Genomic DNA, 25,717 nt, shown 5'->3' with positions numbered 1-25,717 from the left:
TATCGTATGGGGTTCTTTTATCCAGTAACAGACTCTAATTGCCCGAATCCGGCCCCGTCGGCTTCACCTGCGCGCGGGCGGGGTGAGAGAATGACTGGTGGGCCCAGCGCCCGGAAGACCAGCGGATGTGAAGGACCAGCGGTGCCAGCAAAGAACGAAGCGACGAACTCCGGCGATATCTACGCCGGCATCCCCACGGCCTACCGCCCCGACGCCCAGCAGGCTGCGGCCGCGGACGGGGAGCGGGGCCGCTCCGGGACCAATGAAAAGGGCGGATCGAAGCGCAACCTGCGGTATCCCGAAGCGCCGGACCCGCTGCCGGTGGCGGTGGTGGACAACCACACGCACCTGGACTTCCTGGACGGAGAGGTCCGGGTCGAAGCCGCCGACGCGCTGGCCGCCGCGGCGGCCGTGGGGGTCAAGGGCCTGATCCAGGTCGGCTGCGACGTCGAGTCCTCCGAATACGCCGTCAAGGCGGCCAACGATTTCCCCAACGTGCTGGCTGCCGTGGCCATCCATCCCAACGATGCGGCGCGGCTGGCCGAACACGGTGCCCTGGATGGGGCAATCGCCCGGATCGAGCAGCTGGCCGCCGACGGGCGGGTGCGCGCCATCGGGGAGACCGGACTTGACTACTTCCGCACCGGCGAAGAAGGACACGGCGCCCAGGAATACTCTTTCCGCGAGCATCTGCGCATCGCCGTGGAGCAGGAAAAGGCCCTGCAAATCCACGACCGTGACGCACACGACGATGTGGTGCGGATCCTGAAGGATTCGACCCTGCCCGAGCGTGTGGTCTTCCACTGCTTCTCCGGCGGCGCCGAGCTGGCGCGGATCTGCAACGAGAACGGCTGGTACATGTCCTTCGCCGGGACCGTCACCTTCAAGAACTCGCACGAGCTGCGCGAGGCATTGAGCCTTGCCAAACCCGAGTTGCTGCTGGTGGAAACTGACGCGCCGTTCCTCACCCCGCACCCCTTCCGGGGGCGTCCCAACGCCAGCTACATGATCCCGTACACGGTGCGTTTCATGGCCGAAACCCGCGGCGCCCAGCTGGCGGAATTCTGCGCGCAGCTGGAGGCGAATACCCGCGAGGTGTACGGGGCATTCTAGACCCGTCGAATGTGTTGATGGCCATATGACTGTTGCTTGAAATATAACAATTCGGTTACGGTAGATGCAGATGTGTTGCACGACGGCGCCCAATTACAGGGCGGCTGGTTGACGCGCAGCCTGATCCTGGTTCCACAGCTTGGGAAACACGGCGCAGAAACTGAATGATAGACAGGCGGCCAAGCCGCCGGGCCGGACAGCATTTCCGGGGCACCTTCCGGAGCCCGGCCTACAAACGATGGGGATCTCACTACCGTGACTCACTTGCTCAAGAACCGCTGGGCTAAATACCTGGTCCAGGCGCTCGCCGTGGCCCTGGTGATTGCCGGCACCGTTTTCTATATCGCCGGCCAGAAATCAATCACCATCTCCGTCGATGGCGAGAGCAAGGTGGTTACCACCCGCGCCGCCACCGTAGCCTCCGTGCTCGAGCAGCAGGACATCACCCTGGATGAGCGCGACGAGATCTCCGTGGCAACCGACGCCCCGGTGGTCGACGCACAGAACATCGAGATCAAGCGCAACAAGTCGGTCCAGGTCAACCTGGACGGCACAGAACGCGTGGTGCACACCACCGGCATGACCGTCGCCGATCTGGTCGAGGAGCTCGACCTGGAAAAGGGCGCCGAGATCTCCATGGATGAATCGCAGAACCTGGCCGCAGTCGCCAGCGACATCGAGATCATCACCCCGAAGGCAGTCACCCTGCAGGTGGACAAGAAGAAGACCGAGGTTTCGACCACCGCGCAGACCGTCAAGGAACTGCTCGCCGAGGAAAACGTCTCCCTGGGCAACGACGACGAGGTCAACGTCAAGGTTAAGAAGGACACCGAGAAAGACGTCGAGACCAGCACCAAGATCGCCGACGGCCAGCAGATCGAGGTCATCAAGGTCAGCATCAAGACCTGGGATGAGACCCGCGACATCGCCTTCGAGACCGAGAAGGTCAAGGACAAGAACCTGGCCAAGGGCAAGACCAAGGTGGAAACCAAGGGCGAAAAGGGCGAGCGCGAGCTGACCCTGCGCCAGGAGACCCGCAACGGCAAGAAGGGCGAGGAAGAAGTCCTGAAGGCCAAGGTCACCAAGAAGCCTGTTGCCGAGGTTGTCAAGGTCGGCACCAAGGAAGAAAAGAAAGAAGAGAAGAAGGAATCCTCTTCCAAGTCCACCAAGGCCCCGTCCGGCAGCGTCTCCTCGACCTGGGCGGCCCTGGCCAAGTGCGAGTCCGGCGGCAACTGGTCGATCAACACCGGTAACGGCTACTACGGCGGCCTGCAGTTCTCGGCTTCCTCGTGGCGTGCAGTGGGCGGCACCAAGTACGCGCCGCTGCCGCACCAGGCAACTCCTGCCGAGCAGGTTGCCGCAGCCGAGAAGCTGCGTGCCAGCGGCGGCTGGGGCCACTGGCCAGCCTGCTCGTCCAAGCTGGGCCTGCGCTAAGCACCGCCCCGGACACTTCATTGAGCGCAACGCGCCGGTTCAGCGAACCGGCGCGTTGCGCTTTTCCGCGCCCGACTCAGGCTGAACTAGAATTGAGAACGTGATGTCTAAGGAATCTTTGCCGCTGCTTGGGGCCACCGAAATCCGTCGCCTGGCCGATGAGCTGGGGATCCGGCCCACCAAGACCCTGGGCCAGAACTTCGTGATCGATGGGAACACCATCCGTCGCATCGTGGCGGCCGCCCACGTCTCCCCGGAGGAAACCGTGCTGGAGGTCGGGCCGGGGCTCGGTTCGCTGACCCTGGGCATCATGGACGCCGCCGACAAGGTGGTCGCCGTGGAGATCGATCCGCCGCTGGCCAAGCGCCTTCCGCAGACCATGGCCGAGTTCCGTCCGGGCCGTGAAAAGGACCTGACGGTGATCCTCTCGGATGCCATGAAGGTCACCGAGCTTCCCGGGGAGCCCACCGCGCTGGTGGCAAACCTCCCCTACAACGTCGCGGTTCCCGTGGTGCTGCACCTGCTGGAGCACTTCCCCTCGATCCGCCACGGTCTGGTGATGGTCCAGGACGAGGTGGCCGACCGCATGAGCGCGAGCCCGGGCAGCAAGATCTACGGCGTGCCGTCGGTCAAGGGCGCCTGGTACGGAACCATGCGCAAGGCCGGGGTCATCGGCATGAACGTCTTCTGGCCGGCCCCCAAGATCCATTCAGGCCTGGTCGGGTTCACCCGCGACAAGGACCGCAGTGATGCGCCGGACCGCAAGCAGGTCTTCGCGATCATCGACGCCGCCTTCGCCCAACGCCGCAAGACCCTGCGCGCAGCGCTCTCCGGCTGGGCAGGGTCCGGCATGCGCGCCGAGCAGATCCTCACGCTGGCGGGCATCGACCCGAAGGAACGCGGCGAGAAGCTGGATATCGACGGGTTCATCGCAATCGCCCGCGCCGCCGAGCAGGTTCCGGCCGAGCCGAAGCCAGAGTGCTAGACATGGCTAAACAGCGAGTCATCGCCACCGCACCGGGCAAGATCAATGTCTACTTCCGTGTCGGCCCGCCCCGCGAGGACGGCTACCACGAGGTCGCCAGCCTGTATGTCGCGGTGTCGCTGCTGGAGCAGATCGAGGCGACGCTGCGCGAGGACGGGGAACTGCAGCTGAGCCTTGAACCTGGTTCCGCAGTGGTTTCAGACCCGGAGAACTTCCCGCTGGGCGAGCACAACCTGGTGTACAAGGCAGCGCAGCTGCTGCGCCGGCACACCGGCTGCACCCTCGGCGCGAACCTGCATATCACCAAGCGGGTGCCCATCGCCGGCGGCATGGGCGGCGGTTCCGCGGATGCGGCCGCGACGCTGGTGGCCTGCAACGAGCTGTGGCAGACCGGCCTGGACCGCGAGGAACTGGGCCGCCTCGGAGCTCGGCTGGGCGCGGACGTGCCTTTCGCGTTGATGGGCGGCGCGGCCATCGGCCTGGGGGTGGGGGACAAGCTCGCCCCGCTGCTGACCCGCGCCAAGACCCAGTGGGTGCTGATCCCCGCCAGCTACGGGCTGTCCACCCCGCGCGTCTACGCCATGCTCGACCGGCTGCGCAGCGGGCAGGAAATCGCGGTACCCCAGGAAGTGGACCCGGATGTCATCGAGGCATTGATGCACTCGGACGCCCAGGCCCTGTCGCAGGTGCTCGTCAACGACCTGACCCAGGCCTCCCTGGCCCTGGCCCCGGAGCTGGGCACCGTGCGCGACCTGGCCGAAGGCGCCGGCGCGCTGCGGGCCATGGTCTCCGGCTCCGGCCCAACCCTGGCGCTGCTGGTCCGCGATGCCGAGCATGCCGAACAGGTGCGCGCCCAGCTGGGCGACGAGGTGGGCGTGGCCACGCTGGCGGTCAGCGCCCCGGCTCCCGGCGCGAAGGTCGAACTCTCCGAGTAACCTCCGGTTATTTTGCCCCAAGCTCTTGTCAGGCTGTTGCCCGGCTCATAGGGTGAATCCTGAACCCACAAAGTGAAGCACGTTCATTTTGCGATGCGGCAGTGAAGGATTCTGATGATCAACGGTCACGTCTCCCATTGGTGGGAGCACATCGGTCTGCCCGATCCTCGCCCTACCCTTACCGGCCACCACACCGCCGACGTGGCCATCGTGGGCGCTGGATTCACCGGACTGTGGACCGCCTACTACCTGGCCAAGGCGCAGCCGGGGCTGAAAATCACCGTGGTCGAATCGCGCCACGTAGGCTACGGCGCCTCGGGGCGCAACGGCGGCTGGCTGACCAACACCGTCACCGGCGGCCGCGAACGCTACGTGAAGAGCCACGGCCCCAGCGCCGCCGAGGCCTTCCAGGACGCCATGAACCGCACCGTCGCAGAGGTCATCGCCGTCTGCGAAGCCGAAGGCATCGACGCGGATATCCAGCAGGGCGGCGAATTCGAGGTCGCCTACACCCCGGCCCAGGAACACCGCCTGCGCTCGCACGCGAAAGCCGAAGCCCAGTGGGCGCACACGGACACCAAGCTCCTTGAAGCTTCCGAGGCCTCCGCGAAAATCAACGTCGCCGGAACCCGGGCGGCGCTGTGGCACCCGCATGCAGCGCGCATCCACCCGGCGAAGCTGGTCAAGGCCCTGGCCGCGGTGGTCGAAAAGCTCGGCGTCACGATCTACGAAAACACCCACGTCACCACCATCCGCCCGCGCCAGCTGGAATTCGAGGGCGGAACGCTCAACGCTGAATTCATCCTGCGCGCCACCGAGGGCTTCACCTCCGGCATCAAGGGGCATAAGCGCCTGTGGCTGCCCATGAACTCCTCGATGATCGCCACCGAGCCGCTGAGCCAGGGCATCTGGGAGGACCTGAACTGGAGCAGGGGAGAGGTGCTGGGCGACTTCGCCCACGTCTACATGTATGCCCAGCGCACCGCGGATGACCGCATCGCCATCGGTGGACGCGGGGTGCCGTACAAATTCGGCTCGCGTACGGACGCCGACGGCAAGACGCCGCAGGTGACCATCGACGGGCTGAGCGAGGTGCTGCACCGGATGTTCCCGCAGACCGCAACTGCCCGCATCGACCATGCCTGGTCCGGTGTCCTCGGGGTGCCGCGCGACTGGGCGGCCACCGTGGGCCTGGATCCGGCCACTGGCCTTGGCTGGGCCGGAGGCTACGTCGGCACCGGCGTGGCCACCACCAACCTTTCCGGGCGCACCCTGCGCGACCTGGTGCTGGGTGAAACCACCGAGCTGACCGAGCTTCCGTGGGTCAACCATCGCGTGCGCCAGTGGGAGCCGGAACCACTGCGCTGGATCGCCACCAAGGGACTGTACGCCGCGTACGGCTGGGCCGACCGCAGCGAGTTGGACGGGCGCGGCACCGCCTCGCCGATCGCCCGCATGGCGGACCTGATTACCGGAAAGCCCTAGCGGGGACGCCTGTGGCGTGGATGGGCCGGAAGCGACGCCTGAGGTCAGCCGGCCTTCGGCTCGGGGCCGGCCATGTAGAGCAGCGCCCTGTCGTAGTCGCTGAGCAGGTCAATACGAGTGAGATTCTTGAACCGGACATTAACGACTTTGTAGTACCAGCGTGTGTTCGGATTGATCATGTGAATCCATGCTGATTTGCGGCGCAAATCTACAACCGTGCCAATCCACAACTTGTCCGGGGCTCGCTTTTCCTCGTAGAGCAGGATAAGCGGCGCGGTCGCAGAGGTTGTGCCGTAGATGCTCCCGGCAGAGCCCAGATCGATGTCGTCGAGGTTCAGTTGGGGTGCCGCCGGTGTCCGGGATTCAATGAACGGCATGAATTTGCGCTTGAGCTTCACCTTCTCGAGGTCTGCAATGCGCAGGATCATGTATCCGTTGAAGTACGCCCTGTCGCGCAATTTCACGAGCAGGACCCAGTCCTCGCCCAGCTTGCGGACGATTCCTTCCTCGCGTTCGTCCGGCGCAACACTGCGTGTGAGCCTCACTGGAATCTGCCCGTCGAGCGAATGGGCCAGCTTTCGCCGGATCTTCGGCTTCGTCTGTTCCTTGCTCACAATCCGCCCGCCTTCGATGCGGCCTGTCCCATGCGCTTGACGGCTTCGACCAGGATCGGGCGGGGGAGCGCGAAATTCATGCGCACGAACCCGGCAGAGCCTTCGCCGCATTGGGCGCCCTCGACCAGTGCCACGCGAGCCTGATTAAGGAAAAATTCGGCCGTGCGTTCGCCGTGGCCCAAGGCGCTGGCATCCAGCCATCCCAGATAGGTGCCTTCGGGCGGGAGCCAAGTGACCCACGACAAATGCTCATCCAAAAGACCTGCGAGCAGATCACGGTTGTCGCGAAGGTAGCCCAGGACTTGCCTCCGCCATGGATCCCCTGAGGTGTAGGCGGCGATGGTGGCCAGCTTGCCAGGAGTCGAAGCCCCATGCCCGATGAAGAATCCCTTGTCCCGCCAGAGGTCCAGATCTGCCGGGGCGGAAAAGACCAGTTGCGCGCACTTGAGCCCCGGCATGTTGAACGCCTTGGTCGCGGAGGTTGCGGTGATGGTGTGCGCAGCAGTTTCCAGCGACAGCGAGGCGTAGAGCCGATGGGTGCCCTCGAAAATGAGCGAGGAGTGGATCTCGTCCGAGAACACTCTTGCCCCCTGTTCCTCGACAACCTCCGACAGCGACTGCAGTTCCTGTCGCGTGTAGACCTTGCCGATGGGATTATGCGGATTGCACAACAGCACCAGGCCGCCGCCGTTTCGCAGCGCTTCGCGGATGCCGGGCAAATTCATCTGCCACCCGGAGCCGTCGCGCAGCATAGGCACCTGTATGATCCGGCGGTTCTTGAGCGCCGGATAGGTCAGGAACGGCATGTAGGCCGGGGTTGGAACAACGACCGCGGCCTGCGGGTCCAGGAAGATGTCCAGCACGGCACCAAGCCCGGCTAGGACATCGGCAATCGGCGCGACGCATTCTGGCTCCGGACTCCAGCCGAAGTGCCTTCCGTAGTAGTCGCTGGTGGCTGCCGCCAGCTGCGCGTCGAGCGCCGGAGGCGGGTAGCCGAAGAGTTCCGACTCGGCGTAGTCGCGCAGTGCTTGGCGGATCGGGGGAGCGATAGGATAGTCCATCTCCGCTACCCACGCGCCGATGGCGTGCTCGTGGGCGGTCCACTTCAGCGATCCGTTGACGCGCAGCTGCTCTTCGGTCAGCTTGTCCCACTCAGCGGTAGACACGGAAGCCCACCCTTGCCGGGCGGTGTTCGCCCAGCACCATCTGAACTTGCGCGCGGGCCTGGTCCTCGATCGAGTCGGGGCTCAGCGCTGCGAGGTATTCGCGGTGCTCGCTCAGCGCGGCAATCGCCGCGTCAATATCCTGCTGCTCGATCGGTACGCAGTGCGTCGGCGCCTCGTCGGCGAATACAGCGATCATCTGCACTTCGGTATGCGGCGGATCGGTGAGTTCGGGGAAGATCCAGGAGTTGGCTGCGTCTGAAACGGCATCGAGAACGGCTCGGCCCACAGCTTGGTGGTCTGCCGAGTTCCGGGAGACCCCGCCGAAGGTGCGTTCAAAGTTCAGCGTGATGACCACATCCGGGCGGTGGCGGCGAATCGCTGCGGCAAAGGCGCGGCGCAGCTCGATGCCGTATTCCAGCCGGCCGTCGGGCAAGCCTAGGAATTCGAGCTCCTGCACGCCGACGTGGGTTATGGCCCGGCGCTGCTCGATTTCGCGCAGAGGTCCTGCCTGCGCCGGGGCGATGGTCTCGATTCCTGCTTCGCCGGCCGTCGCCAAGACGTAGGCTACCTCTTTGCCCTGCCGGGTCCACCGGCTCACCGCCAGCGCGGTCCCGTATTCAGGGTCGTCGGGATGCGCCATGAGCACCAGCGCCCGCTGCCAGTTCTCGTCGAAGACTTCCAACTCGGGCTTGTCGATTCGCGTGGTATCCATGGGCCTGATTCTTCCCCAAAGGGCTGCGCAACACCAGCAATGGCGGATACGCTAAACGGCATGGACTTGGAACTTGATGGAAAAATTGTGCTTGTCGTCGGAGGGACCGGACTGATCGGTTCTGCGGTGGTCAACTGCTTGCGGGCCGAGGGAGCGATCGCCATCAGCGCCGCACGTTCCGCCAGCACTGAACTGCAGCTGGATGCAAGCGATGAGCACTCGGTTCAGCGTGGCATCGCGCAGGTGATGGACATGCATGGACGGATCGACGGCCTGGTTCATGCCGCAGCGCCCAGCGCCAGGACACTGGACCCGGCCGGCAATTCCGACCCGGCCCGTGTCATGGAAGCGGTGCAGGGCAAGGCCTTGGGTTTCCTGCGCGTGGCCAACGCGGTATTGCCGCACATGCGGTCGGCCGGCACCGGAAGGATCGTCGGGGTCTCGGGACAGAACGCGATGGTGACGGGGAACATCGCCGGTTCGGTACGCAACGGCGCGCTGATCACCATCGCCAAGCATCTGGCCGACGAACATGCGGGAAGCGGAATCGGGATCAACACCGTCAGCCCGGGCATTGTCAGCGAGCATCCGGCGACCTCGGTAGCGACTGGTGGTTTTGGCGATACGAAGCCAACCCAGGTCGCCGAAGTTATCACCTTTCTGCTTTCGCCGCGCTCCGCGGGGATCAGCGGCGAATCGATGGCTGTCGGGCATCGGGTGCGCGGCGTCGTGTCGATGTAGCAGCCCGACGCTGAAGAATGGTATTCGGATGCAACTTTCGTCGCGGCAGCTGCTTTCACCTTGCTGCGCCTGACCGTGCAAATCGATGAAGTCTGACGTGCACGGGCGTTGGAAGCATTGGATATCCTCATTGATTATTTCAGCGAGGAACCAGAACTGAGGCAACAGAAAAACGATCTTGAGCGTTGGAGCAGTACCCCTGGCGACTGAGTGTATGTAGCAAACTGAAGCCGGTGATTGCACCTCAGCATCATCGGGGAATTCCGTCGGCCGTGGAAATCAGCCAATGAATTGAGCGGCGATGTCGGGATTTCCGTGCAGTCGTGGTCAGCATTACGGGTCTGTAAACGTCCCCGGAATGAAAAAACGTTGGGCGCCGCTGAACCGCCATCGAGCATCCAACGGCGCTCGATCAAGGGATTGCTGCGGCAACCAACATATCCTCGCAAGGGAGGGTCAGCGCGGATAAATTTTCTTTGGGATCAACCGACGATTTCGGAGAGTTCCAGCCAGCGTTCTTCCAGCTGGTCAACCTGGTCCTGCAATTCGCTGATCTCTGCGGTCAGCTTGCCTAGCCCCTCGTAATCAGACTGGTCATGGCCGGCCATCTTCTCATGGATCTTGGCGATCTTGTCCTGCAACTGCCCGACCTTGCGCTCGTTGGCGTTCAGCTCCTTCTGCGCGGCACGCAGCTCGGCGCCGCTGGGGCCTGCGGGCTTTGCCTGCTCGGTGCCGGATGACTGGGTGCGGTTGGAACCGGAACCGGTGCCCTGTGCGCTGCGCAGTGCCAGGTACTCGTCCACGCCGCCCGGAACATGACGGAAGTTCCCGTCCAGGATCGCGTACTGCTGGTCGGTGACGCGCTCCAGCAGGTAGCGGTCGTGGGAAACCACGATCAGCGTGCCCGGCCAGGAGTCCAGCAGGTCTTCCAATGCGGCGAGCATGTCGGTGTCGACGTCGTTGGTCGGCTCATCGAGGATCATGACATTCGGCTCGTCCATAAGGATCATCAGCAGCTGCAGTCGGCGGCGCTGGCCGCCGGAGAGCTCGCGGACCTTGGTGGACAGGTGCGCGGAGGAGAATCCCAGGCGTTCAAGCAGCTGGGCAGGGGTCAGGTCCTTGCCGTCCACGTTGAAGGTGGTGCGGAAGCGGCCGAGCACCTCGCGGACCAGGTCCTCGCCGATCTGGTCCAGTTCGCGGAACTGCTGGTCCAGCACTGCCAGCTTCACGGTCTTGCCGCGCTTGATCTTGCCGCTGGAGGGCTCCACGGTGCCGGCGATCAGGCCCAGCAGGGTCGACTTGCCCGCGCCATTGGCGCCCAGCAGGCCGGTGCGCTCGCCGGGGCCGATGCGCCAGGTGAAGGGCTTGAGGATCTGCTTCGGGCCGAAGGATACCGAGGTGTCCAGCAGGTCGATGACGTCCTTGCCCAACCGGCTGGTGGCCATGCGCTTGAGTTCCAGCGGGTTGCGCACCGGAGGTACGTCGGCGATGAGCTGGTTGGCGGCCTCGATGCGGAACTTCGGCTTGGAAGTACGGGCCGGTGCGCCGCGGCGCAGCCAAGCCAGTTCCTTCTTCATCATGTTCTGGCGCTTGGATTCGGTGACCGCTGCGATGCGGTCGCGTTCCACACGCTGCAGCACGTAGGCAGCGTAGCCGCCTTCGAAGGGCTCGACGATGCCGTCATGCACCTCCCAGGTGGTGGTGCAGACCGCGTCGAGGAACCAGCGGTCGTGGGTGACGACCATCAGCCCGCCGGAGTTCTTGGACCAGCGGTTGTTGATGTGCTCGGCCAGCCAGGAGATGCCTTCGACGTCCAGGTGGTTGGTCGGCTCGTCGAGGATCACAACGTCCCAGTCCTGCACCAGCAGGGCTGCCAAAGCCACGCGGCGGCGCTGGCCGCCGGAGAGCGTGCCCACTGTTGCTTCCCAGTCCAGGTCTGCGACCAGGCCGGAGATGATGTCGCGGGTACGGGCGTCGCCGGCCCATTCATGGTCGGCCATGTCGCCCACTACGGCGTAATGGATGGTCGAGTCCGAGTCCAGGGTGTCGCTCTGGTCCAGGACTCCCACGCGCAGGCCGTTGCGCTGGGTCACGCGTCCTGAATTAGGCTCGATCTTGCCCGAGAGCATGCCAAGCAGCGAGGACTTGCCTTCGCCGTTGCGTCCAACGAGTCCGATGCGGTCGCCGTCGGAAATGCCGATGGTCACCGAGTCAAAAACGACGTGGGTTGGATATTCCAGATGCAGGGCTTCGCCCCCGAGTAAATGTGCCACGTCTCCAGTTTACTTTCCGGGGCAAATCGAGACGCCAAACTGTGGGGGAACAGCCATATTCCAAAGTTGCCTCCGCACCGCGTGCGGAATAAAGCAGAGAATAAAAGTGAGTCTCAATACGGTGTTTTGCGATTTCACACAGCACCGCAGGACATGGCAGAATACATAGCGTGCTTGGCTGGTTTACCTGCTGACCACATTTTCCGCCCTGGTGTAATGGCAACACGCCAGCCTTTGGAGCTGTGCATTCTAGGTTCGAATCCTAGGGGCGGAACAACTTTCCAAGCGCCGCCGCCGCGGCGCTTTCTTGGTATCAAAGTTCGGTTGCCCCCAATCTGCGCGATAGACTGGATCAGGGGTTTTTCTTCACTGCCCAAAACCCCGAAGCGACCCGCAGGAGAAAAGCAACTTGAGCGATCAGGTCAACGCACCAGTAGCCGTTATCGTCCTCGCCGCCGGCGCAGGCACCCGAATGAAATCGGCGAAGCCGAAAATCATGCATGAAATCGCAGGTCGCTCCATGGTTTCCCATGCGTTGCATGCGGCCTCTGCGCTCGAACCCCTGAACCTCGTTGCGGTTGTCCGCCACCAGCGCGATCTGGTCGCCGAGCACATCCTGAACCAGTTCCCGAACATCACCATCGCGGACCAGGACGACGTGCCGGGCACCGGCCGCGCAGTGCAGCAGGGCCTCGAAGCCATCGACCCGCAACTTGAGGGCACCGTCGTGGTGACCTACGGCGATGTGCCATTGCTCACCAGCGAGGTGCTGCAGGAACTGGTCGCCACCCATGAGTCCAACGGCAACTCGGTAACCGTGCTGACCACCGAGCTGGACGATCCTTCCGGCTACGGCCGCATCCTGCGCGACGCGAACGGGGACGTCTCCGGCATCCGCGAGCAGAAGGACGCCTCGCCTGAGGAACTGGCGGTCAAGGAAATCAACTCCGGCATCTACGCCTTCGACGCGCAGATGCTGCGTTCGGCACTGACCGAAGTCACCACCGACAACGCGCAGGGCGAAATGTACCTGACCGACGTGCTGGCCATCGCCCGCTCCCACGGCGGCCGCGTGGCCTCCTCCCGAATCGAGGACCGCTGGCAGATCGAGGGCGCCAACGACCGCGTGCAGGTCTCCAACCTGGCCCGCATCTACAACCAGCGCAAGAACGAATTCTGGATGCGCCAGGGTGTCACCATCGTTGACCCTGCCACCACCTGGATCGACGCCGAGGTCATGATCGGCCAGGATGCCACCCTCAAGCCGGGAACCCAGCTGCACGGCGAAACCATCATCGGCGCTAATGCGACGGTCGGCCCGGACACCACCTTGACCAACGTCGTGGTTGGCCAGGGCGCAACCGTCAAGCGCAGCGACGCGACCGACTCGCGTATCGCCGACGGCGCGTCCGTGGGACCATTCGCCTACCTGCGTCCGGGCACCGACCTGGGGGCCGACGGCAAGATCGGCGCCTTCTACGAAACCAAGAACGTGACCATTGGTCGCGGCTCCAAGCTCTCGCACCTTGGCTATGCCGGGGATGCTGAAATCGGTGAGTTCACCAACATCGGTTGTGGCAACATCACCGCCAACTACGACGGCGAAAAGAAGCACCGGACCAAGATCGGTTCGCACGTGCGCACCAGCTCGAATACCGTGTTCGTCGCCCCGGTTGAAATCGGGGACGGCGCCTACACCGGTGCCGGTGCAGTCGTCCGCAAGAATGTCCCGGCCGGTGCCCTGGCGCTGTCCGTGGCCCCGCAGCGCAACACCGAGGGATGGACGTTGGAAAAGCGTCCGGGTACCTCTTCGGCAGACGCCGCGTTCAAGTCCTCGCTGAACACCTCGGCCTCCGAGTAGTTCCGCGACGGATTTTATTTCCTCAGTACACCTCATACGTGATAGCGAAGCGAGCGAGAAAGCATAACAATGAGTGAAATCCGCCATAACGTCAACAAAGAGCTGGTGCTTGCCAGCGGACGTGCGCACCCGGAACTAGCTGACGAGGTGGCCAAGGCCCTCGATATCGAGAAGCTGCCACTAAATGCCTATGACTTCGCCAATGGCGAGATCTACGTGCGTTCGGACGAATCGGTCCGCGGCAAGGACGTGTTCCTGCTGCAGTCCTACCCGGCCCCGTTGAACAACTGGCTGATGGAACAGTTGATCATGATCGATTCGATGAAGCGCGCTTCCGCCCGTCGCATCACCGTCGTGGCGCCGTTCTACCCGTACGCCCGCCAGGACAAGAAGGGCCGCGGCCGTGAGCCGATTTCGGCACGTCTGGTTGCCGACTTGTTCAAGACCGCAGGCGCCGACCGCGTGATCTCCTGCGACCTGCACACCGCGCAGATCCAGGGCTTCTTCGACGGCCCGGTGGACCACCTGTTCGCCTTCCCGCTGCTGGCCGACTACATCAAGTCCAAGGTCGATGTGGCCAACGTGACCGTGGTTTCCCCTGATACCGGCCGCGTGCGCGTCGCCGAGCAGTGGGCAGAGCGCCTGGGCGGTGCCCCGCTGGCGTTCGTGCACAAGTCGCGTGACTTGACCGTGCCGAACCAGGCCGAGTCCAAGACCGTGGTGGGCCAGGTCAAGGGCCGCACCGCGATCCTGATCGACGACATGATCGACACCGGCGGAACCATCGCAGGCGCAGTGCGCGTGCTGAAGGAAGCCGGCGCCAAGGACGTCATCATCGCCGCAACCCACGCAGTCTTCTCGGATCCAGCCGCGCAGCGCCTGGCCGAGTGCGGGGCCACCGAGGTTGTTGTCACCAACACCCTGCCGATCCCTGAAGAGAAGCGCTTCGAGAACCTTACCGTTCTATCGATCGCCCCGCTGCTCGCTCGCGCGATCTCCGAGGTCTTCCACGACGGTTCGGTCACGAACCTCTTCGACGGCCGCGCCTAGCAGCCCTCGTTTCGCAAGCTTTCGGCCGGCACCCTTCGGGGGTGCCGGCCGAAAGCCGTTAAAACCGAGCTAACAGACTCATGGAGCGCTGGTCTCAGCCCAGGGTCGAGTCATCGGACAGCGTTTCCTGCAACGATTTCTCGATCAATTCGCGCAGGATCCCCTGATCCAACGACGAAAGCCGGGTCAGATAAAGGCAAGCTTTGCTGCTTCGGTGCTTGCCGAGCTTCTCCAGCAGCTCCGGCCAACGTTCGGCGAAGCCGGAAACCAGATAGATGGTGTGGTTGCTCGGCCCCGGTGCGAATGCCAGCAGCGGGGCGATGCCTCCGTGCCCCGAGTCGTAGCGGTACTCGTACTGGCCGAAACCCAGGATTCGTCCTGCCCAGACCACCGGCTCGGCGCCGGAGATCTCCTTGAACAGCGCAAGCAGCTCATCTGCCTCGGCGCGCCGGGGACCGGTTGCCCGGTCCAGCACCGAGGCGACCGGAAGATCGGAAGGGGACATTGCGGGCTGCTTGGTGGCCATGGGATTCCTTCCTGCACCGTAGGGCGGCTGCAGCTGGTTGCGGAGAACTGACTCAACGCTACCTGCAAGCTCCGCAACCGACAGTGTTCTGGGCGACAGATTTTCGTACACGCGCCCCCGACTGCTAGAATTATTCACTGTGCCCAGGCGAGGGAACCACCAGCGATGGTGTGACCGTTATCGACAAGGCCGGAAAAGCTCTTTCATCTCCTAGATGTTGGTTGCTTCCCGAGTCCACGCAAGGGCCTAAACGAAGCAATCATTTCCTAAGGAGAATCATCATGGCATCTGTCAACCTTGACGCCGTTGTACGCACCGATTTCGGCAAGGGCGCTGCCCGCCAGGCCCGCCGCGCAGGCCAGATCCCAGCAGTCGTTTACGGTGCAGGCTCCGAGCCGCAGCACGTTCTGCTGCCAGCACAGGCCACCACCCTGGCCGTTCGCGACCGCGGCGTTGAGCTGGTCCTGAACATCGAGGGCACCGAAGTGAAGACCACCATCAAGGACATCCAGATCCACGCGCTGAACCGCACCGTTGATCACCTGGACCTGCTGGTCGCTGCCTAAGCATTGCGATAAGGCATCTAGCTAAGCATCATGAGCAATGACACTTGGCTCGTAGCCGGGCTCGGGAATCCCGGGCCCGGCTACGCTGGCAATAGGCACAATATCGGGCAGATGGTGCTCGACGAGCTGGCCAACCGCGCCGGCTCGAAATTCAAGACCCACGCATCGCGCGCCCAGATCGTCCAGGGCCGCATGGGCGTGGGCGGTCCTCGCGTGGTCTTGGCCAAGCCGATGACCTACATGAACCTCTCCGGCGGCCCCGTGGGCAATCTGGCGAAGTTCTTCGGCATCGGGGTTGAGAACTTGATCGTGGTTCACGATGAGATCGATATTCCGTTCGATACCATCAAGCTCAAGCGCGGCGGGGGAGAAGGAGGCCACAACGGCCTGCGCGACATCTCCAAGGCCATGGGCTCCAAGGACTACTTGCGCGTGCGCACCGGAGTGGGCCGCCCGCCCGGACGCATGGACACCGCCGACTGGGTCCTGCAGGACTTCTCGAAGTCCGAAAAGCAGGTGCTGCCATTCTTGATCGACAACGCGGCCGACGCGGTGGAGTTGTTGATGTCGCAGGGGCTGGAAGCAGCCCAGGGCAAGTTCCACACGGCCTGAAAACTTTCGGGAATGCTCCGGACCAACCGGTCCGGAGTTTTCCATATCCGCTGCAGCCCAGCGTAATTCAGCGCGGCGGGGGCACATGCCGTGAATGAGGAGAATTCTTCTCCGTTTCCCTGTTATTGTTTTTGAGCATATTAGTCTTCGCTGACCAGCAGGAAGTTATCAAGCAAAGCGAGTGATACCGGTGCCCTCACACCACACCCCTCAAGACCAGTCTCTGCAGCTCGAGCGTCGGAACAACGGTGGGCTGCCGCGGGGCGAGAACGGCTTGCCGCTGAACGGCGCCCAGGCCTTCAGCGAGTCCTCGGAGCGAGTCGTCGCCTACCTCAACGCGCATACCCCGCTGGCCGACTGGTCGGTGTCGCGCGTGGTGCACGGGGAGCAGGTCCACGTGCATGTCCATCAAGAACAACTGCTGAGTACCGGGGCGCGAATCGACTGGAACGAGTCGTTCTGCAGCCGCATGGCATCCGGTGCCGCTCATGTGGTGCGCGATTCCCGCGCCGACCCGGATTACTCGGACCTCGGCGCCTCCGAATATGTGGGGGCCTATGCGGGCTATACCATCAGCGACGACCGCGGCGAGATGTTCGGCGTGCTGTGCGGAGTCCGGCCCGAACCGCTGTCCGATGACGAGCAGCTCGACGAGCAGCTGTTGAACCTGCTCAGCGAGCTGCTGTCCACGCAGCTGGAGCTGGCGCGAGGCATCGACCGGGAACGGCGACGGATCGAGATGTCCGAGGCGCTGGCGAACACGGACGCGTTGACCGGCCTGCTCAACCGCCGTGGATGGGACGCCATCGTTGCCGATGCCCAAGAGCGGCTGGAGAGCTTCGGCGATGCCGTGGCAGTCGCCATTGTCGACCTCGACGGACTGAAGCAGGTTAATGACACCCTGGGGCACGCTGCAGGCGATGACCTGATCGTGCGTGCCGCCCGGACCTTGAGGGAAGCAGGCACGACCGCCTGCCATGTAGCCCGATATGGCGGGGACGAGTTCACGATCCTGGCCAACGGGGTTGTTCCGTCACAAGCCGCAACATTCTTCGAGACCTTCGACGCGGCGCTCGAGTCCGCCGGCATCGCTGCATCCTGCGGTTTCGCCGCGGCGGAGCCGGGACTGGCCAGCCTCGCGGACTGCTTGTCCACGGCGGATCGCATGATGTATCAGCGCAAGCACGGCGCGAGGTAGCTCCGGCATCCGGGCGAATTCGGGTCTCTCGGGCGACTGGCGCGGATTCCGCCTTCGTTATGGCTAGGGCCCTTCGAGACTTCAACTGGCACGTCTTTGAGGCGAAACTTACTAAGGACTAACTTAGGTGTGCAACGGGGTCCGGAGTGGAATAATTACCTAATGTACCTATTGCCTAATCGCATTGCAGCCGGATCGGACGGCGGAGTGCGCGGCGATTCATGACGAGAATTCGGAGGACCCGTGCACACCATGACTGGTCAGACTGGAACGGCCGAGGCGCTTACCGCCAACGAGGTGGCACGCATCAAGGCGGACTTCGAGATCCTTGAGCACCAGGTCAACGGTGCCGATATCGTGTACCTCGACTCAGGCGCCACGAGCCAGAAGCCGCGCTGCGTTTACGAGGCTGAACAGCACTACTACGAAAACGCCAACGCGGCGGTGCACCGCGGTGCGCACACCCTTGCCGTGGAGGCTACCGACCTTTTCGAGCAGGGCCGCGAAACCGTGGCGAAGTTCATTGGCGCCAAGACCAACGAACTGGTCTGGACCTCGAATGCCACCGAAGCGCTGAACCTGATCAGCTACTCGATGTCCAACGCCTCGCTGGGACACGGGGGAGAAGCCGCCGCGCGGTTCCGACTCGGCCCGGGCGACGAGATTCTCACTACTGAACTTGAGCATCACGCGAACCTGATCCCGTGGCAGGAGCTCGCCTTCCGCACCGGCGCGACCCTGCGCTACGTGCCGATCGCAGAGGATGGCTCGCTGCGCTACGACCTGATCGATGCGCTGGTCACCGAACGCACCAAGCTGGTGGCCTTCACCCATGTTTCGAACGTCTTGGGCACCATTACCGATACCCGTCGCTTCGTGGACGCCGCCCGGAAAGTCGGCGCCCTGACGGTGCTGGACGGCTGCCAGTCCGTTCCGCACCTTCCGGTGGACGTCAAGTCCCTGGACGTGGACTTCATGGCCTTCTCCGGGCACAAGATGCTCGGCCCGACCGGCATCGGCGGCCTCTATGGCCGTGAAGAGCTGCTCAACGCCATGCCGCCGTTCCTCACCGGTGGATCCATGATCACGGTGGTGGACATGGAGCACGCGGAATACCTTCCAGCTCCGCAGCGCTTCGAAGCCGGAACCCAGCGCATCTCCCAGGTCCATGGCCTCGCCACGGCCGCCAGCTACCTCGACGAGATCGGCATGGACCGCATCGCGGACTGGGAAGAGCACTTGGGTGAGCTGCTGTACCAGGGCCTGTCAGCCCTGGAAGGCGTGCGGGTCTTCGGCCCGGCCGATGCCAAGCGGATCGGCACCGTTCCCTTCGAGGTCATCGGAGTGCACCCGCACGACGTAGGCCAGTTCCTGGACTCGCGCGGCATCGCCGTGCGCGTTGGCCACCACTGCGCGCAGCCGCTGCACCGCGCCCTAGGTGTCACCGCGACCACCCGCGCCAGCACTTATCTGTACAACACCGAAGAAGACATCAAGGCCCTGATTGAGGCAGTCGCTTCGGTGCGTGAGTATTTTGGAGTCTAAAATGAACGAACTCGATCAGCTGTACCAGCAGGTCATCCTCGACCATTCAAAGCGCCGCATCGGTTCCCCGCTCGTGGAACCGGAGGGCGGCCACCGCCACGGTGAATCGCACCAGCACAACCCGATCTGCGGGGACCAGATCCGCGTGCGCGTGGAGCTGGAAGGCGAGAAGTTCACCGCCATGAGCTGGGAAGGCGACGGCTGTTCCATCTCCATGGCCTCAGCCTCCGTGCTCAGCGAAATGCTCCCGGAGCTGACCCGCGAAGAGTTCCTGGACAAGCTGGATCTCTTCCGGGAAATGATGCGCTCCAAGGGAACCATGACCCCTGATGAGGAGGTCCTGGAGGATGCGGTGGCCTTTGCCGGGGTGTCCAAGTTCCCTGCCCGCGTCAAGTGCGCCATGCTGGCCTGGGTGGCGGCAGAGGTCGCCATGCTGGAAGCAGCATAACAACACGCTGAGCCAAAAAAAATCTCTGGTTCCGCCCGAAGGCGGAACCAGAGATTTTTCGCGTTGCGATCCAGTCAGGGACTAGTTGTCCTCACCCTGCTGGTAGACATCCGGGATGCCGTCCTTGTTGTCGTCGCGGGACTCGCGCGCCGCGATCTCCTTGTAGCGGCGGTTGCGCGGAATCAGCCACAGGGCGCCGAGGATGGCGGCGATGAACGAACCGGCCAAGATGGCGACCTTAGCGTGCTCGTAGTGCGCCGACTCCAGGCCGAAGGACAGCTCGGAGACCAGCAGTGAGACGGTGAAGCCGATACCTGCCAGCAGCGTCACGCCGAACAGGTCGCCCCACTTGGCGTCCTTGTCCAAGGATGCCTTGGTGAATTTGGTCAGCACCCAGGTCGAGCCCATGATGCCGATCGGCTTGCCCAGCACCAGGCCTAGTACGATGCCCCAGAAGACCGGGTCGGTCAGCAGCCCGCCGCTGCCTGATTCCGGGGAAATCACGGTCACGCCGGCGGCGAAGAACGCGAAGACCGGGATGCAGAAGCCAGAGGACAGCGGACGGAAACGGTGCTCGAACTGCTCGGCCAGGCCGATGCCTTCGCGTCCGTCGGTGCGCTTGACCGGGACGCAGAAGCCCAGGATCACGCCGGCGATAGTGGCGTGGATGCCGGATCCGAAGACGAAGATCCAGGTGACGATGCCCAGCGGCAGCAGGATGACCCAGGCGGCCCACAGGCGGGTGGCGAAGAACTTCGCCAAGGTGCGGGCCAGGACGGTGAACAGGATGATCGGAATCAGGGCCAAGGCCAAGTAGGTCGGCTTCAGATCGTCGGTGAAGACGAACGCGATGATCACGATGGCGATCAAGTCGTCAACCACTGCAAGGGTCAGCAGGAAAATGCGCAGCGCGGTCGGCAGGGAAGAACCAATGACCGCCAGCACCGCCACCGCAAAGGCGATGTCGGTTGCCGTGGGAATCGCCCAGCCCTGCATCAGCTCGCTGCCGAAGCCTCCGGAGGCTGCAGCCACGATCACGAAGATGATGGCCGGGACGGCCACGCCGCCAAACGCCGCCGCCACGGGAACCGCGGCGGTCTTGACGTTGCGCAGGTCGCCGATGACGAATTCCTTCTTCAGCTCCAGACCGGTGAGGAAGAAGAACACTGCCAAGAGGGCATCGGCCGCCCAGTGGCCGATGGAAAGATTCAGGTCGACCCCGAAGAGGGTGGGGCCGAAATGGAAGTCGCGCAACGCGAAGTAGGAATCGCGCATTGGGGTGTTGGCCCAGATCAGTGCCAGCACCGCGCCGACAATCAGGACCAGGCCGCCGACGGTCTCCTTGCGCAGGATGTCGCCGATACGCACGGATTCGCTATAGCTCGGCCGGGAAAATAGGTTCTTTGGGGAACCCGAAGAGGGAGTGTTGGTCATGCGTTGTACTCGCTTACTTCGTTAAATGAACATTTCACGCCGACCAGACTTCCCGGCACACCGTATTCAACCCTAACGTAATTCACGTCCCAAAACGCAGACGCCCGGAGGCCTGGCGAAAAATCGCAGGTCCGGGCGTCTGTGTCGGGCGTCATAATCGACGCCGTCGAGGCTACTTCGAAAGCCAGGCGTTAACCTGCGAAGCCTGCAGGTTCAGGGCCTTGCCGAGGTACGGCTCGGCTGCCGAGGCGAGCTTGCCGCCGATGAACGGAATCGATGAGGAGACTTTTCCCTCAATCGCGAATTCGGTGGTGTCGCCCTGGGCGGTAAGCTTCTCGCTGCCCGACACCGACACCGGCACACCGGCGACATCGATCTTCACGCTGGCCGAGCGGTTGCCTGCGGCATCCGGGGCGCTCCACTGCTCGACCTGGGTGACCTGGATCGAGGCGCCGACGAACTTGCGGGCGATGTCCGGCACACGGTCGGTAGGCATGGCGCGAACGGTGGTCAGGGTGAAAGCTCCTGCGGTGTCGCCGCTGACGGTGAAGTCCTGCAGGGTGCCGTTGGCCAGCGAGGTCAGGTGCTCAGCGAAGCCGCGGTCAGCCAGCGTGGCGATGACCTGGTCGGCCGGATGGGCGATCTGCGTGCTTGCGTTCAATGCCATGAATGGGTATCCCAATCTAGAAATCTGGGCGGCCGGGAGAACCGGCAGCTGCCGGTCCCGGGTACTGGACACCATTAACCCTATCTGTTCACCTCGATTAGGTAGGCTAGGAAGGCATCAAAACAACATATTGGCATTTAGCCGGCCGCGGAATCGTTTTGCGGTCGGTGTTCGTGGTGTCATACCGGGCTGAACGCCTCGTGCGCGTTGGCCCCTAACCTGCCCGAGAGGACACGAAAGCCGCATGAGCCTAGTTGGACTTCATGATTTCCTGCGCGAGGAATCGTCATTCCGCCGTATCCGCCAAGGTGCATCACAAAGCTTTTCGACCCGCAGCGAAGAGCTGGAGATCGCGGCGCCGCAGGGCATGCGCCCGATTCTCGGAGCCCACGTCAGCCAGGGCCTGTCCGAAGGACACGAGCGCGCGGTCACGCTGATCGTCACCGCGACCGGCCGAGAGGCCGAGGACATCTCCGCGTCGCTGGCCGCCTACCTCCCGTCCAAGCACGTTGCCGAATTCCCTTCCTGGGAAACCCTGCCCCACGAACGGCTCTCCCCGCGCAGCGACACCGTGGGCCGTCGCCTGGAGGTACTGCGCCGGCTGCATGACGGGGACCCGGACCTGAAGATCATCATTGCGCCGATCCGCGCCGTGCTGCAGCCGCTGGTGGCGGGCCTGGGCGAGCTGCGCCCGGTCACCCTTGAACTGGATGCCGAGCCCGGCTTCGACACCGTGATCCGGGACCTGGCCGCGGCGGCCTACGCCCGGGTGGACATGGTGACCCACCGCGGCGAATTCGCAGTGCGCGGCGGCATCATCGATGTCTTCCCACCCACCCTGGAGCATCCGGTGCGCGTGGACTTCTTCGGCGACCAGATCGACACGATGCGCTACTTCTCCATCGCAGACCAGCGCTCCCACGACGGGGCCGGGCCGAGATCGATCACCGCGACCCCGTGCCGTGAAATGCTCATCACCCCCAAGGTGATGAGCCGCGCGGCGAACCTCAAGGCCAGCTTCCCGGCCGCCACTGAAATGCTCACCAAGATCGCCGGAGGCATCGCGGTGGAAGGCATGGAGTCCCTGGCCCCGCTGCTGGTGGACAAGATGGTGCCGCTGCTCTCCCTGCTCCCCGAATCCTCCATCGCACTGGTCATGGAGCCCGAACGCGTGCGCGCCCGCGCCCACGACCTGAACGAAACCAACGCCGAGTTCCTGGCCGCGGCCTGGGCCTCGGCCTCGGACGGAGCCAGCGCCCCGCTGGATTTGAGCACGGCCGAAGCCGGGCGCAAGCTCGAAACCGGCGATTTCGCTTCGCTCGCCCAGACCGTCGAGCACGCGCGCCAGGCCAAGGTCTCCTGGTGGGCGGTCACCTCGCTGGGCTCCGACGAGGAACTGGACCTGGGCGCTGCGACCATCCGCGTCCCGGCCCGCGAACCGCACGGCTACCAGGGCGATATCGAAGCGATGATGGAATTCATCGCCTCCCGGGTGGCGGACGGCTGGCGCCTGGTGGTTGCCACCGAAGGCCCCGGCCCGGCCGCGCGCCTGTCCGAGCTGTTCGGCGAATACAAGATCCCTGCCCACCGCGTGGAAGACCTCTCGGCCGAGCCCACCGCAGGGCTGATCGAAATCACCCAGGCCGCCGCCGGTCGCGGGTTCGTGTTCGAGGAGCTTAAAACCGGTTTGCTGACCGAGGCGGACCTGCTGGGACGCTCCAGCGCCTACCCGAACCGCAAGTCCCGCAAGCTCACGGTCAAGCGCAAGCGCAATGCCGTGGACCCCTTGAGCCTGCAGGCCGGGGACTTCATCGTCCACGAGCAGCACGGCATCGGCAAGTTCGTGGAACTGGTGTCCCGCAAGGTCAACGGCGCCGGCAAGGACGCCAAGCGCGAATACCTGGTGGTCGAATACGCCTCCTCCAAGCGCGGCGCGCCAGGGGACCGGCTTTTCGTCCCGATGGACCAGCTGCACATGATCACCCGCTACGTGGGCGGCGAGGCCCCGACGCTCTCCAAGATGGGCGGTTCCGACTGGGCCAGCACCAAGTCCAAGGCCCGCAAGGCGGTCAAGGAGATCGCCGGAGACCTGATCAAGCTGTACTCCGCGCGCATGGCCAGCCGCGGCCACGCATTCGCCAGCGACACCCCGTGGCAGGGCGAACTGGAGGAGGCCTTCGCGTTCATCGAGACCCCCGACCAGCTCACCGCCATCAACGAGGTGAAGGCGGACATGGAGAAGGAAATCCCGATGGACCGGCTGATCTCCGGCGACGTGGGCTTCGGCAAAACCGAAATCGCGGTGCGCGCAGCGTTCAAGGCCGTGCAGGACTCCAAGCAGGTCGCCGTGCTGGTGCCCACCACGCTGCTGGCCTCCCAGCACTACCAGACGTTCACCGAACGCTACTCGGGCTTCCCGGTCCGCGTGAAGACGCTCTCCCGCTTCCAGACCGCCAAGGAATCCAAGGAAATCCTGGCCGGGCTCAAGGACGGCAGCGTGGATATCGTGATCGGCACCCACCGCCTGCTGTCCAAGACCGTGGAGTTCAAGAACCTCGGCCTGGTGATCATCGATGAGGAGCAGCGTTTCGGCGTGGAGCACAAGGAAGAGCTCAAGAAGATGCGCACCAACGTGGACGTGCTGGCCATGAGCGCCACCCCGATCCCGCGCACCTTGGAGATGTCCCTGACCGGCATCCGCGAAACCTCCACCCTGGCCACCCCGCCGGAGGAGCGCCACCCGGTGCTCACCTATGTGGGTCCGCGCAGCGACAAGCAGATCAGCGCCGCGATCAAGCGCGAGCTGATGCGCGACGGCCAGGTGTTCTTCGTGCACAACCGCGTCTCCTCCATCGACCGGGTCGCCGCGGAACTGCGCGAGCTGGTTCCCGAGGCGCGCGTAGAGGTGGCCCACGGCAAGATGAGCGAGTCGCGGCTTGAACGGATCATCCAGGACTTCTGGGAGAAGAAGTTCGACGTGCTGGTCTCCACCACCATCATCGAAACCGGCCTGGACATCTCCAACGCCAATACGCTGATTGTCGACCGAGCGAACAACTACGGGCTCTCGCAGCTGCACCAGCTGCGCGGACGCGTGGGCCGCGGCCGCGAACGCGCCTACGCCTACTTCCTGTGGGACGCGGAGAAGCCGCTGGGCGAGGTGGCCCTGGAACGCCTGAAGGCCGTGGCCGCGCACAACGAGCTGGGCTCGGGCTACCAGCTGGCCATGAAGGACCTGGAGCTTCGCGGCGCCGGCAACCTGCTCGGCGGCGAGCAGTCGGGCCACATCGCCGGGGTGGGCTTCGACCTGTACCTGCGCCTGGTCGGCGAGGCGGTTGCCGACTACAAGGGCGAGGGCGAGGAAGAAGCCACGGAGATGAAGATCGACCTGCCGGTCAACGCGCACCTGCCGCACGACTACGTGCCGGGGGAGCGCTTGCGCCTGGAGGCCTACCGGAACATCGCCTCCGCGGAAACCAGCGAGGCGCTGGCCGAGGTCCGCGAGGAGCTCGAAGACCGCTACGGCAAGCTCCCGCTGCCGGTGGAGAATCTGCTGCGCGTTGCGGCCCTGCGCATCCGCGCCCGCGCGGTGGGGCTTCACGACATCCAGCAGGTCGGTAACCACATCAAGCTGTCGCCGGCGAAGATCGAGGACCTGCCAGCCAGTCGCCAGGTGCGCCTGGAACGCTTGTACCCGGGGTCGGCGAACAAGCCGGCGCTGAACTCCATCTTCATTCCCAAGCCCAAGACCTCGCCGGTCGGCGGCCGGGACCTGGCGGACGAAGCCATGCTGGACTGGGCGGAGAACCTGGTCTACGCGATCTTCGAGCCGACCCCGGCAGCTGCGGCCAAGGGCTAGCGAGTTTCGGGCAGATGCCTGTTCCCTAGCTCCTGCGCGTAGCGGCGCACCGGTCCAGCATAAAGTTGCAGGGCCGGTGCGAGCGCCGTCAGAGCGGTTTTCAACGCCTCCGACGCTTCTGCGGCGTCGAACAGCGCGAGCGCCAGGAACGCCTGCGCATCGGCATGCAGCGGGTCGTCGGGCCCGATGTCCTGGAGCACTGCGGCCGCCGGTCCGGGTTCACCGATATTCCTCAGGCTGCTGGCGAGCTGGATTCTTGCCTCGCTGCATTTGGCAGGGCTCAGCGTCCCGCTTTCCAGAGCCATCCGGTACAGCGGTATCGCTTGTTCCTCCTCGCCGAGGTAGTCGTGCAGGCTGGCCCGCTCGAATGCCGCATGCCCGGCAGGAATCCCGGACTCCACAAGGAGCTCCAGCTCCACACCCAGCGTCATGGCATCCCTGCTCGGGGCTGCTTGCCAAAAGTCATCAAGCCGTTGTTGCCAAGAATCCATGA

21 protein-coding genes, 1 tRNA gene and 1 pseudogene are annotated in these 25,717 nt (G+C 64.1%); 15 read left to right on the top strand and 8 right to left on the bottom strand.

Features of this window, described 5'->3' with window-relative positions:
- Positions 1 to 141 precede the first annotated feature (141 nt).
- From RF641_RS04150 to RF641_RS04130, 5 genes are all read left to right on the top strand, one after another.
- Complete coding sequence (locus RF641_RS04150; protein ID WP_424572564.1) at positions 142 to 1,113, top strand: TatD family hydrolase; 972 nt, start codon at positions 142 to 144, stop codon at positions 1,111 to 1,113.
- Positions 1,114 to 1,368: 255 nt separating this feature from the next.
- Complete coding sequence (locus tag RF641_RS04145; protein WP_047118467.1) at positions 1,369 to 2,547, top strand: resuscitation-promoting factor; 1,179 nt, start codon at positions 1,369 to 1,371, stop codon at positions 2,545 to 2,547.
- 103 nt (positions 2,548 to 2,650) lie between these two features.
- Positions 2,651 to 3,532, top strand: a complete 882-nt coding sequence (gene rsmA / locus RF641_RS04140; RefSeq protein WP_424572563.1) for a 16S rRNA (adenine(1518)-N(6)/adenine(1519)-N(6))-dimethyltransferase RsmA — start codon at positions 2,651 to 2,653, stop codon at positions 3,530 to 3,532.
- A gap of 2 nt (positions 3,533 to 3,534) precedes the next feature.
- The gene (locus RF641_RS04135) at positions 3,535 to 4,467 is read left to right on the top strand and encodes a 4-(cytidine 5'-diphospho)-2-C-methyl-D-erythritol kinase (RefSeq protein ID WP_424572562.1); all 933 of its coding nucleotides are present in this window, start codon (positions 3,535 to 3,537) and stop codon (positions 4,465 to 4,467) included.
- A gap of 114 nt (positions 4,468 to 4,581) precedes the next feature.
- Positions 4,582 to 5,952 carry an NAD(P)/FAD-dependent oxidoreductase gene (locus RF641_RS04130; protein ID WP_424572561.1) on the top strand — a complete coding sequence of 457 codons (1,371 nt, stop codon included), beginning with the start codon at positions 4,582 to 4,584 and terminating at the stop codon, positions 5,950 to 5,952.
- 44 nt (positions 5,953 to 5,996) lie between these two features.
- On the opposite strand, the gene RF641_RS04125 is transcribed toward RF641_RS04130, so the two are convergent.
- From RF641_RS04125 to RF641_RS04115, 3 genes are read right to left on the bottom strand one after another with little or no spacing between them, the layout of a single operon-like run.
- Complete coding sequence (locus RF641_RS04125) at positions 5,997 to 6,566, bottom strand: hypothetical protein (protein ID WP_424572560.1); 570 nt, start codon at positions 6,564 to 6,566, stop codon at positions 5,997 to 5,999.
- Positions 6,563 to 7,732 (bottom strand): MalY/PatB family protein, encoded by a 1,170-nt coding sequence (locus RF641_RS04120; protein ID WP_424572559.1) that lies wholly within the window; start codon positions 7,730 to 7,732, stop codon positions 6,563 to 6,565. Before RF641_RS04120 ends, RF641_RS04125 begins: the two co-directional genes overlap by 4 nt.
- Complete coding sequence (locus tag RF641_RS04115; RefSeq protein WP_424572558.1) at positions 7,719 to 8,444, bottom strand: PIG-L deacetylase family protein; 726 nt, start codon at positions 8,442 to 8,444, stop codon at positions 7,719 to 7,721. The genes RF641_RS04120 and RF641_RS04115 overlap by 14 nt, the downstream gene beginning before the upstream one ends.
- A 60-nt stretch (positions 8,445 to 8,504) precedes the next feature.
- Here RF641_RS04115 and RF641_RS04110 point away from each other — a divergent pair, with 60 nt between their 5' ends.
- Positions 8,505 to 9,185 (top strand): SDR family NAD(P)-dependent oxidoreductase, encoded by a 681-nt coding sequence (locus tag RF641_RS04110; RefSeq protein WP_424572557.1) that lies wholly within the window; start codon positions 8,505 to 8,507, stop codon positions 9,183 to 9,185.
- Between the two features lie 482 nt (positions 9,186 to 9,667).
- On the opposite strand, the gene RF641_RS04105 is transcribed toward RF641_RS04110, so the two are convergent.
- Complete coding sequence (locus RF641_RS04105; protein WP_424572556.1) at positions 9,668 to 11,458, bottom strand: ABC-F family ATP-binding cassette domain-containing protein; 1,791 nt, start codon at positions 11,456 to 11,458, stop codon at positions 9,668 to 9,670.
- A gap of 202 nt (positions 11,459 to 11,660) precedes the next feature.
- On the opposite strand from RF641_RS04105, the gene RF641_RS04100 reads away from it, so the two are divergent.
- The 3 genes from RF641_RS04100 (at position 11,661) to RF641_RS04090 (ending at position 14,369) form a co-directional block, all read left to right on the top strand.
- Positions 11,661 to 11,732: transfer RNA gene (locus RF641_RS04100), tRNA-Gln, on the top strand.
- A gap of 135 nt (positions 11,733 to 11,867) precedes the next feature.
- On the top strand, positions 11,868 to 13,319 hold the full coding sequence (gene glmU / locus RF641_RS04095) for a bifunctional UDP-N-acetylglucosamine diphosphorylase/glucosamine-1-phosphate N-acetyltransferase GlmU (protein ID WP_120989912.1): 1,452 nt from the start codon (positions 11,868 to 11,870) through the stop codon (positions 13,317 to 13,319).
- A 69-nt stretch (positions 13,320 to 13,388) separates the two neighbouring features.
- Positions 13,389 to 14,369 (top strand): ribose-phosphate diphosphokinase, encoded by a 981-nt coding sequence (locus RF641_RS04090; protein ID WP_047118482.1) that lies wholly within the window; start codon positions 13,389 to 13,391, stop codon positions 14,367 to 14,369.
- A gap of 94 nt (positions 14,370 to 14,463) precedes the next feature.
- Here RF641_RS04090 and RF641_RS04085 read toward each other — a convergent pair whose 3' ends face one another.
- Positions 14,464 to 14,895, bottom strand: coding sequence for a DUF1801 domain-containing protein (locus RF641_RS04085; protein ID WP_424572555.1), 432 nt, complete (start codon positions 14,893 to 14,895; stop codon positions 14,464 to 14,466).
- Positions 14,896 to 15,173: 278 nt separating this feature from the next.
- On the opposite strand from RF641_RS04085, the pseudogene RF641_RS04080 reads away from it, so the two are divergent.
- The 5 genes and pseudogenes from RF641_RS04080 to sufU all read left to right on the top strand — a co-directional run.
- Positions 15,174 to 15,449 (top strand): annotated as a pseudogene (locus RF641_RS04080) (50S ribosomal protein L25); the annotation flags it as partial.
- A gap of 42 nt (positions 15,450 to 15,491) precedes the next feature.
- A complete protein-coding gene (gene pth / locus RF641_RS04075; RefSeq protein ID WP_047118485.1) occupies positions 15,492 to 16,073 on the top strand; it encodes an aminoacyl-tRNA hydrolase in 582 nt (193 codons plus the stop codon).
- Positions 16,074 to 16,263: 190 nt separating this feature from the next.
- Positions 16,264 to 17,271, top strand: a complete 1,008-nt coding sequence (locus RF641_RS04070; protein WP_147407218.1) for a GGDEF domain-containing protein — start codon at positions 16,264 to 16,266, stop codon at positions 17,269 to 17,271.
- Positions 17,272 to 17,523: 252 nt separating this feature from the next.
- Positions 17,524 to 18,816, top strand: a complete 1,293-nt coding sequence (locus tag RF641_RS04065; RefSeq protein ID WP_424572554.1) for a SufS family cysteine desulfurase — start codon at positions 17,524 to 17,526, stop codon at positions 18,814 to 18,816.
- A gap of 1 nt (position 18,817) precedes the next feature.
- Complete coding sequence (gene sufU, locus RF641_RS04060; protein ID WP_047118486.1) at positions 18,818 to 19,264, top strand: Fe-S cluster assembly sulfur transfer protein SufU; 447 nt, start codon at positions 18,818 to 18,820, stop codon at positions 19,262 to 19,264.
- An 81-nt stretch (positions 19,265 to 19,345) separates the two neighbouring features.
- On the opposite strand, the gene nhaA is transcribed toward sufU, so the two are convergent.
- Together nhaA and RF641_RS04050 are read right to left on the bottom strand one after the other, a co-directional pair.
- Positions 19,346 to 20,698 carry a Na+/H+ antiporter NhaA gene (gene nhaA, locus RF641_RS04055; RefSeq protein WP_047118487.1) on the bottom strand — a complete coding sequence of 451 codons (1,353 nt, stop codon included), beginning with the start codon at positions 20,696 to 20,698 and terminating at the stop codon, positions 19,346 to 19,348.
- Between the two features lie 172 nt (positions 20,699 to 20,870).
- Entirely contained in the window at positions 20,871 to 21,365 is a 495-nt protein-coding gene (locus RF641_RS04050; protein ID WP_047118488.1) for a DUF2505 domain-containing protein, read from the bottom strand.
- 244 nt (positions 21,366 to 21,609) lie between these two features.
- Here RF641_RS04050 and mfd point away from each other — a divergent pair, with 244 nt between their 5' ends.
- The gene (gene mfd / locus RF641_RS04045) at positions 21,610 to 25,224 is read left to right on the top strand and encodes a transcription-repair coupling factor (protein WP_424572553.1); all 3,615 of its coding nucleotides are present in this window, start codon (positions 21,610 to 21,612) and stop codon (positions 25,222 to 25,224) included.
- Here the strand turns inward: mfd and RF641_RS04040 are convergent.
- Positions 25,221 to 25,715, bottom strand: a complete 495-nt coding sequence (locus tag RF641_RS04040) for a tetratricopeptide repeat protein (RefSeq protein ID WP_424572552.1) — start codon at positions 25,713 to 25,715, stop codon at positions 25,221 to 25,223. The genes mfd and RF641_RS04040 overlap by 4 nt on opposite strands.
- Between the last annotated feature and the right edge of the window lie 2 nt (positions 25,716 to 25,717).

The organism is Arthrobacter sp. 'calajunan' (assembly GCF_046940185.1).
Classification (GTDB): Bacteria; Actinomycetota; Actinomycetes; order Actinomycetales; family Micrococcaceae; genus Glutamicibacter; species Glutamicibacter soli.
Note: the sequence above shows the minus strand (reverse complement) of the source record. Positions and strands in the feature narration are given on the sequence as shown.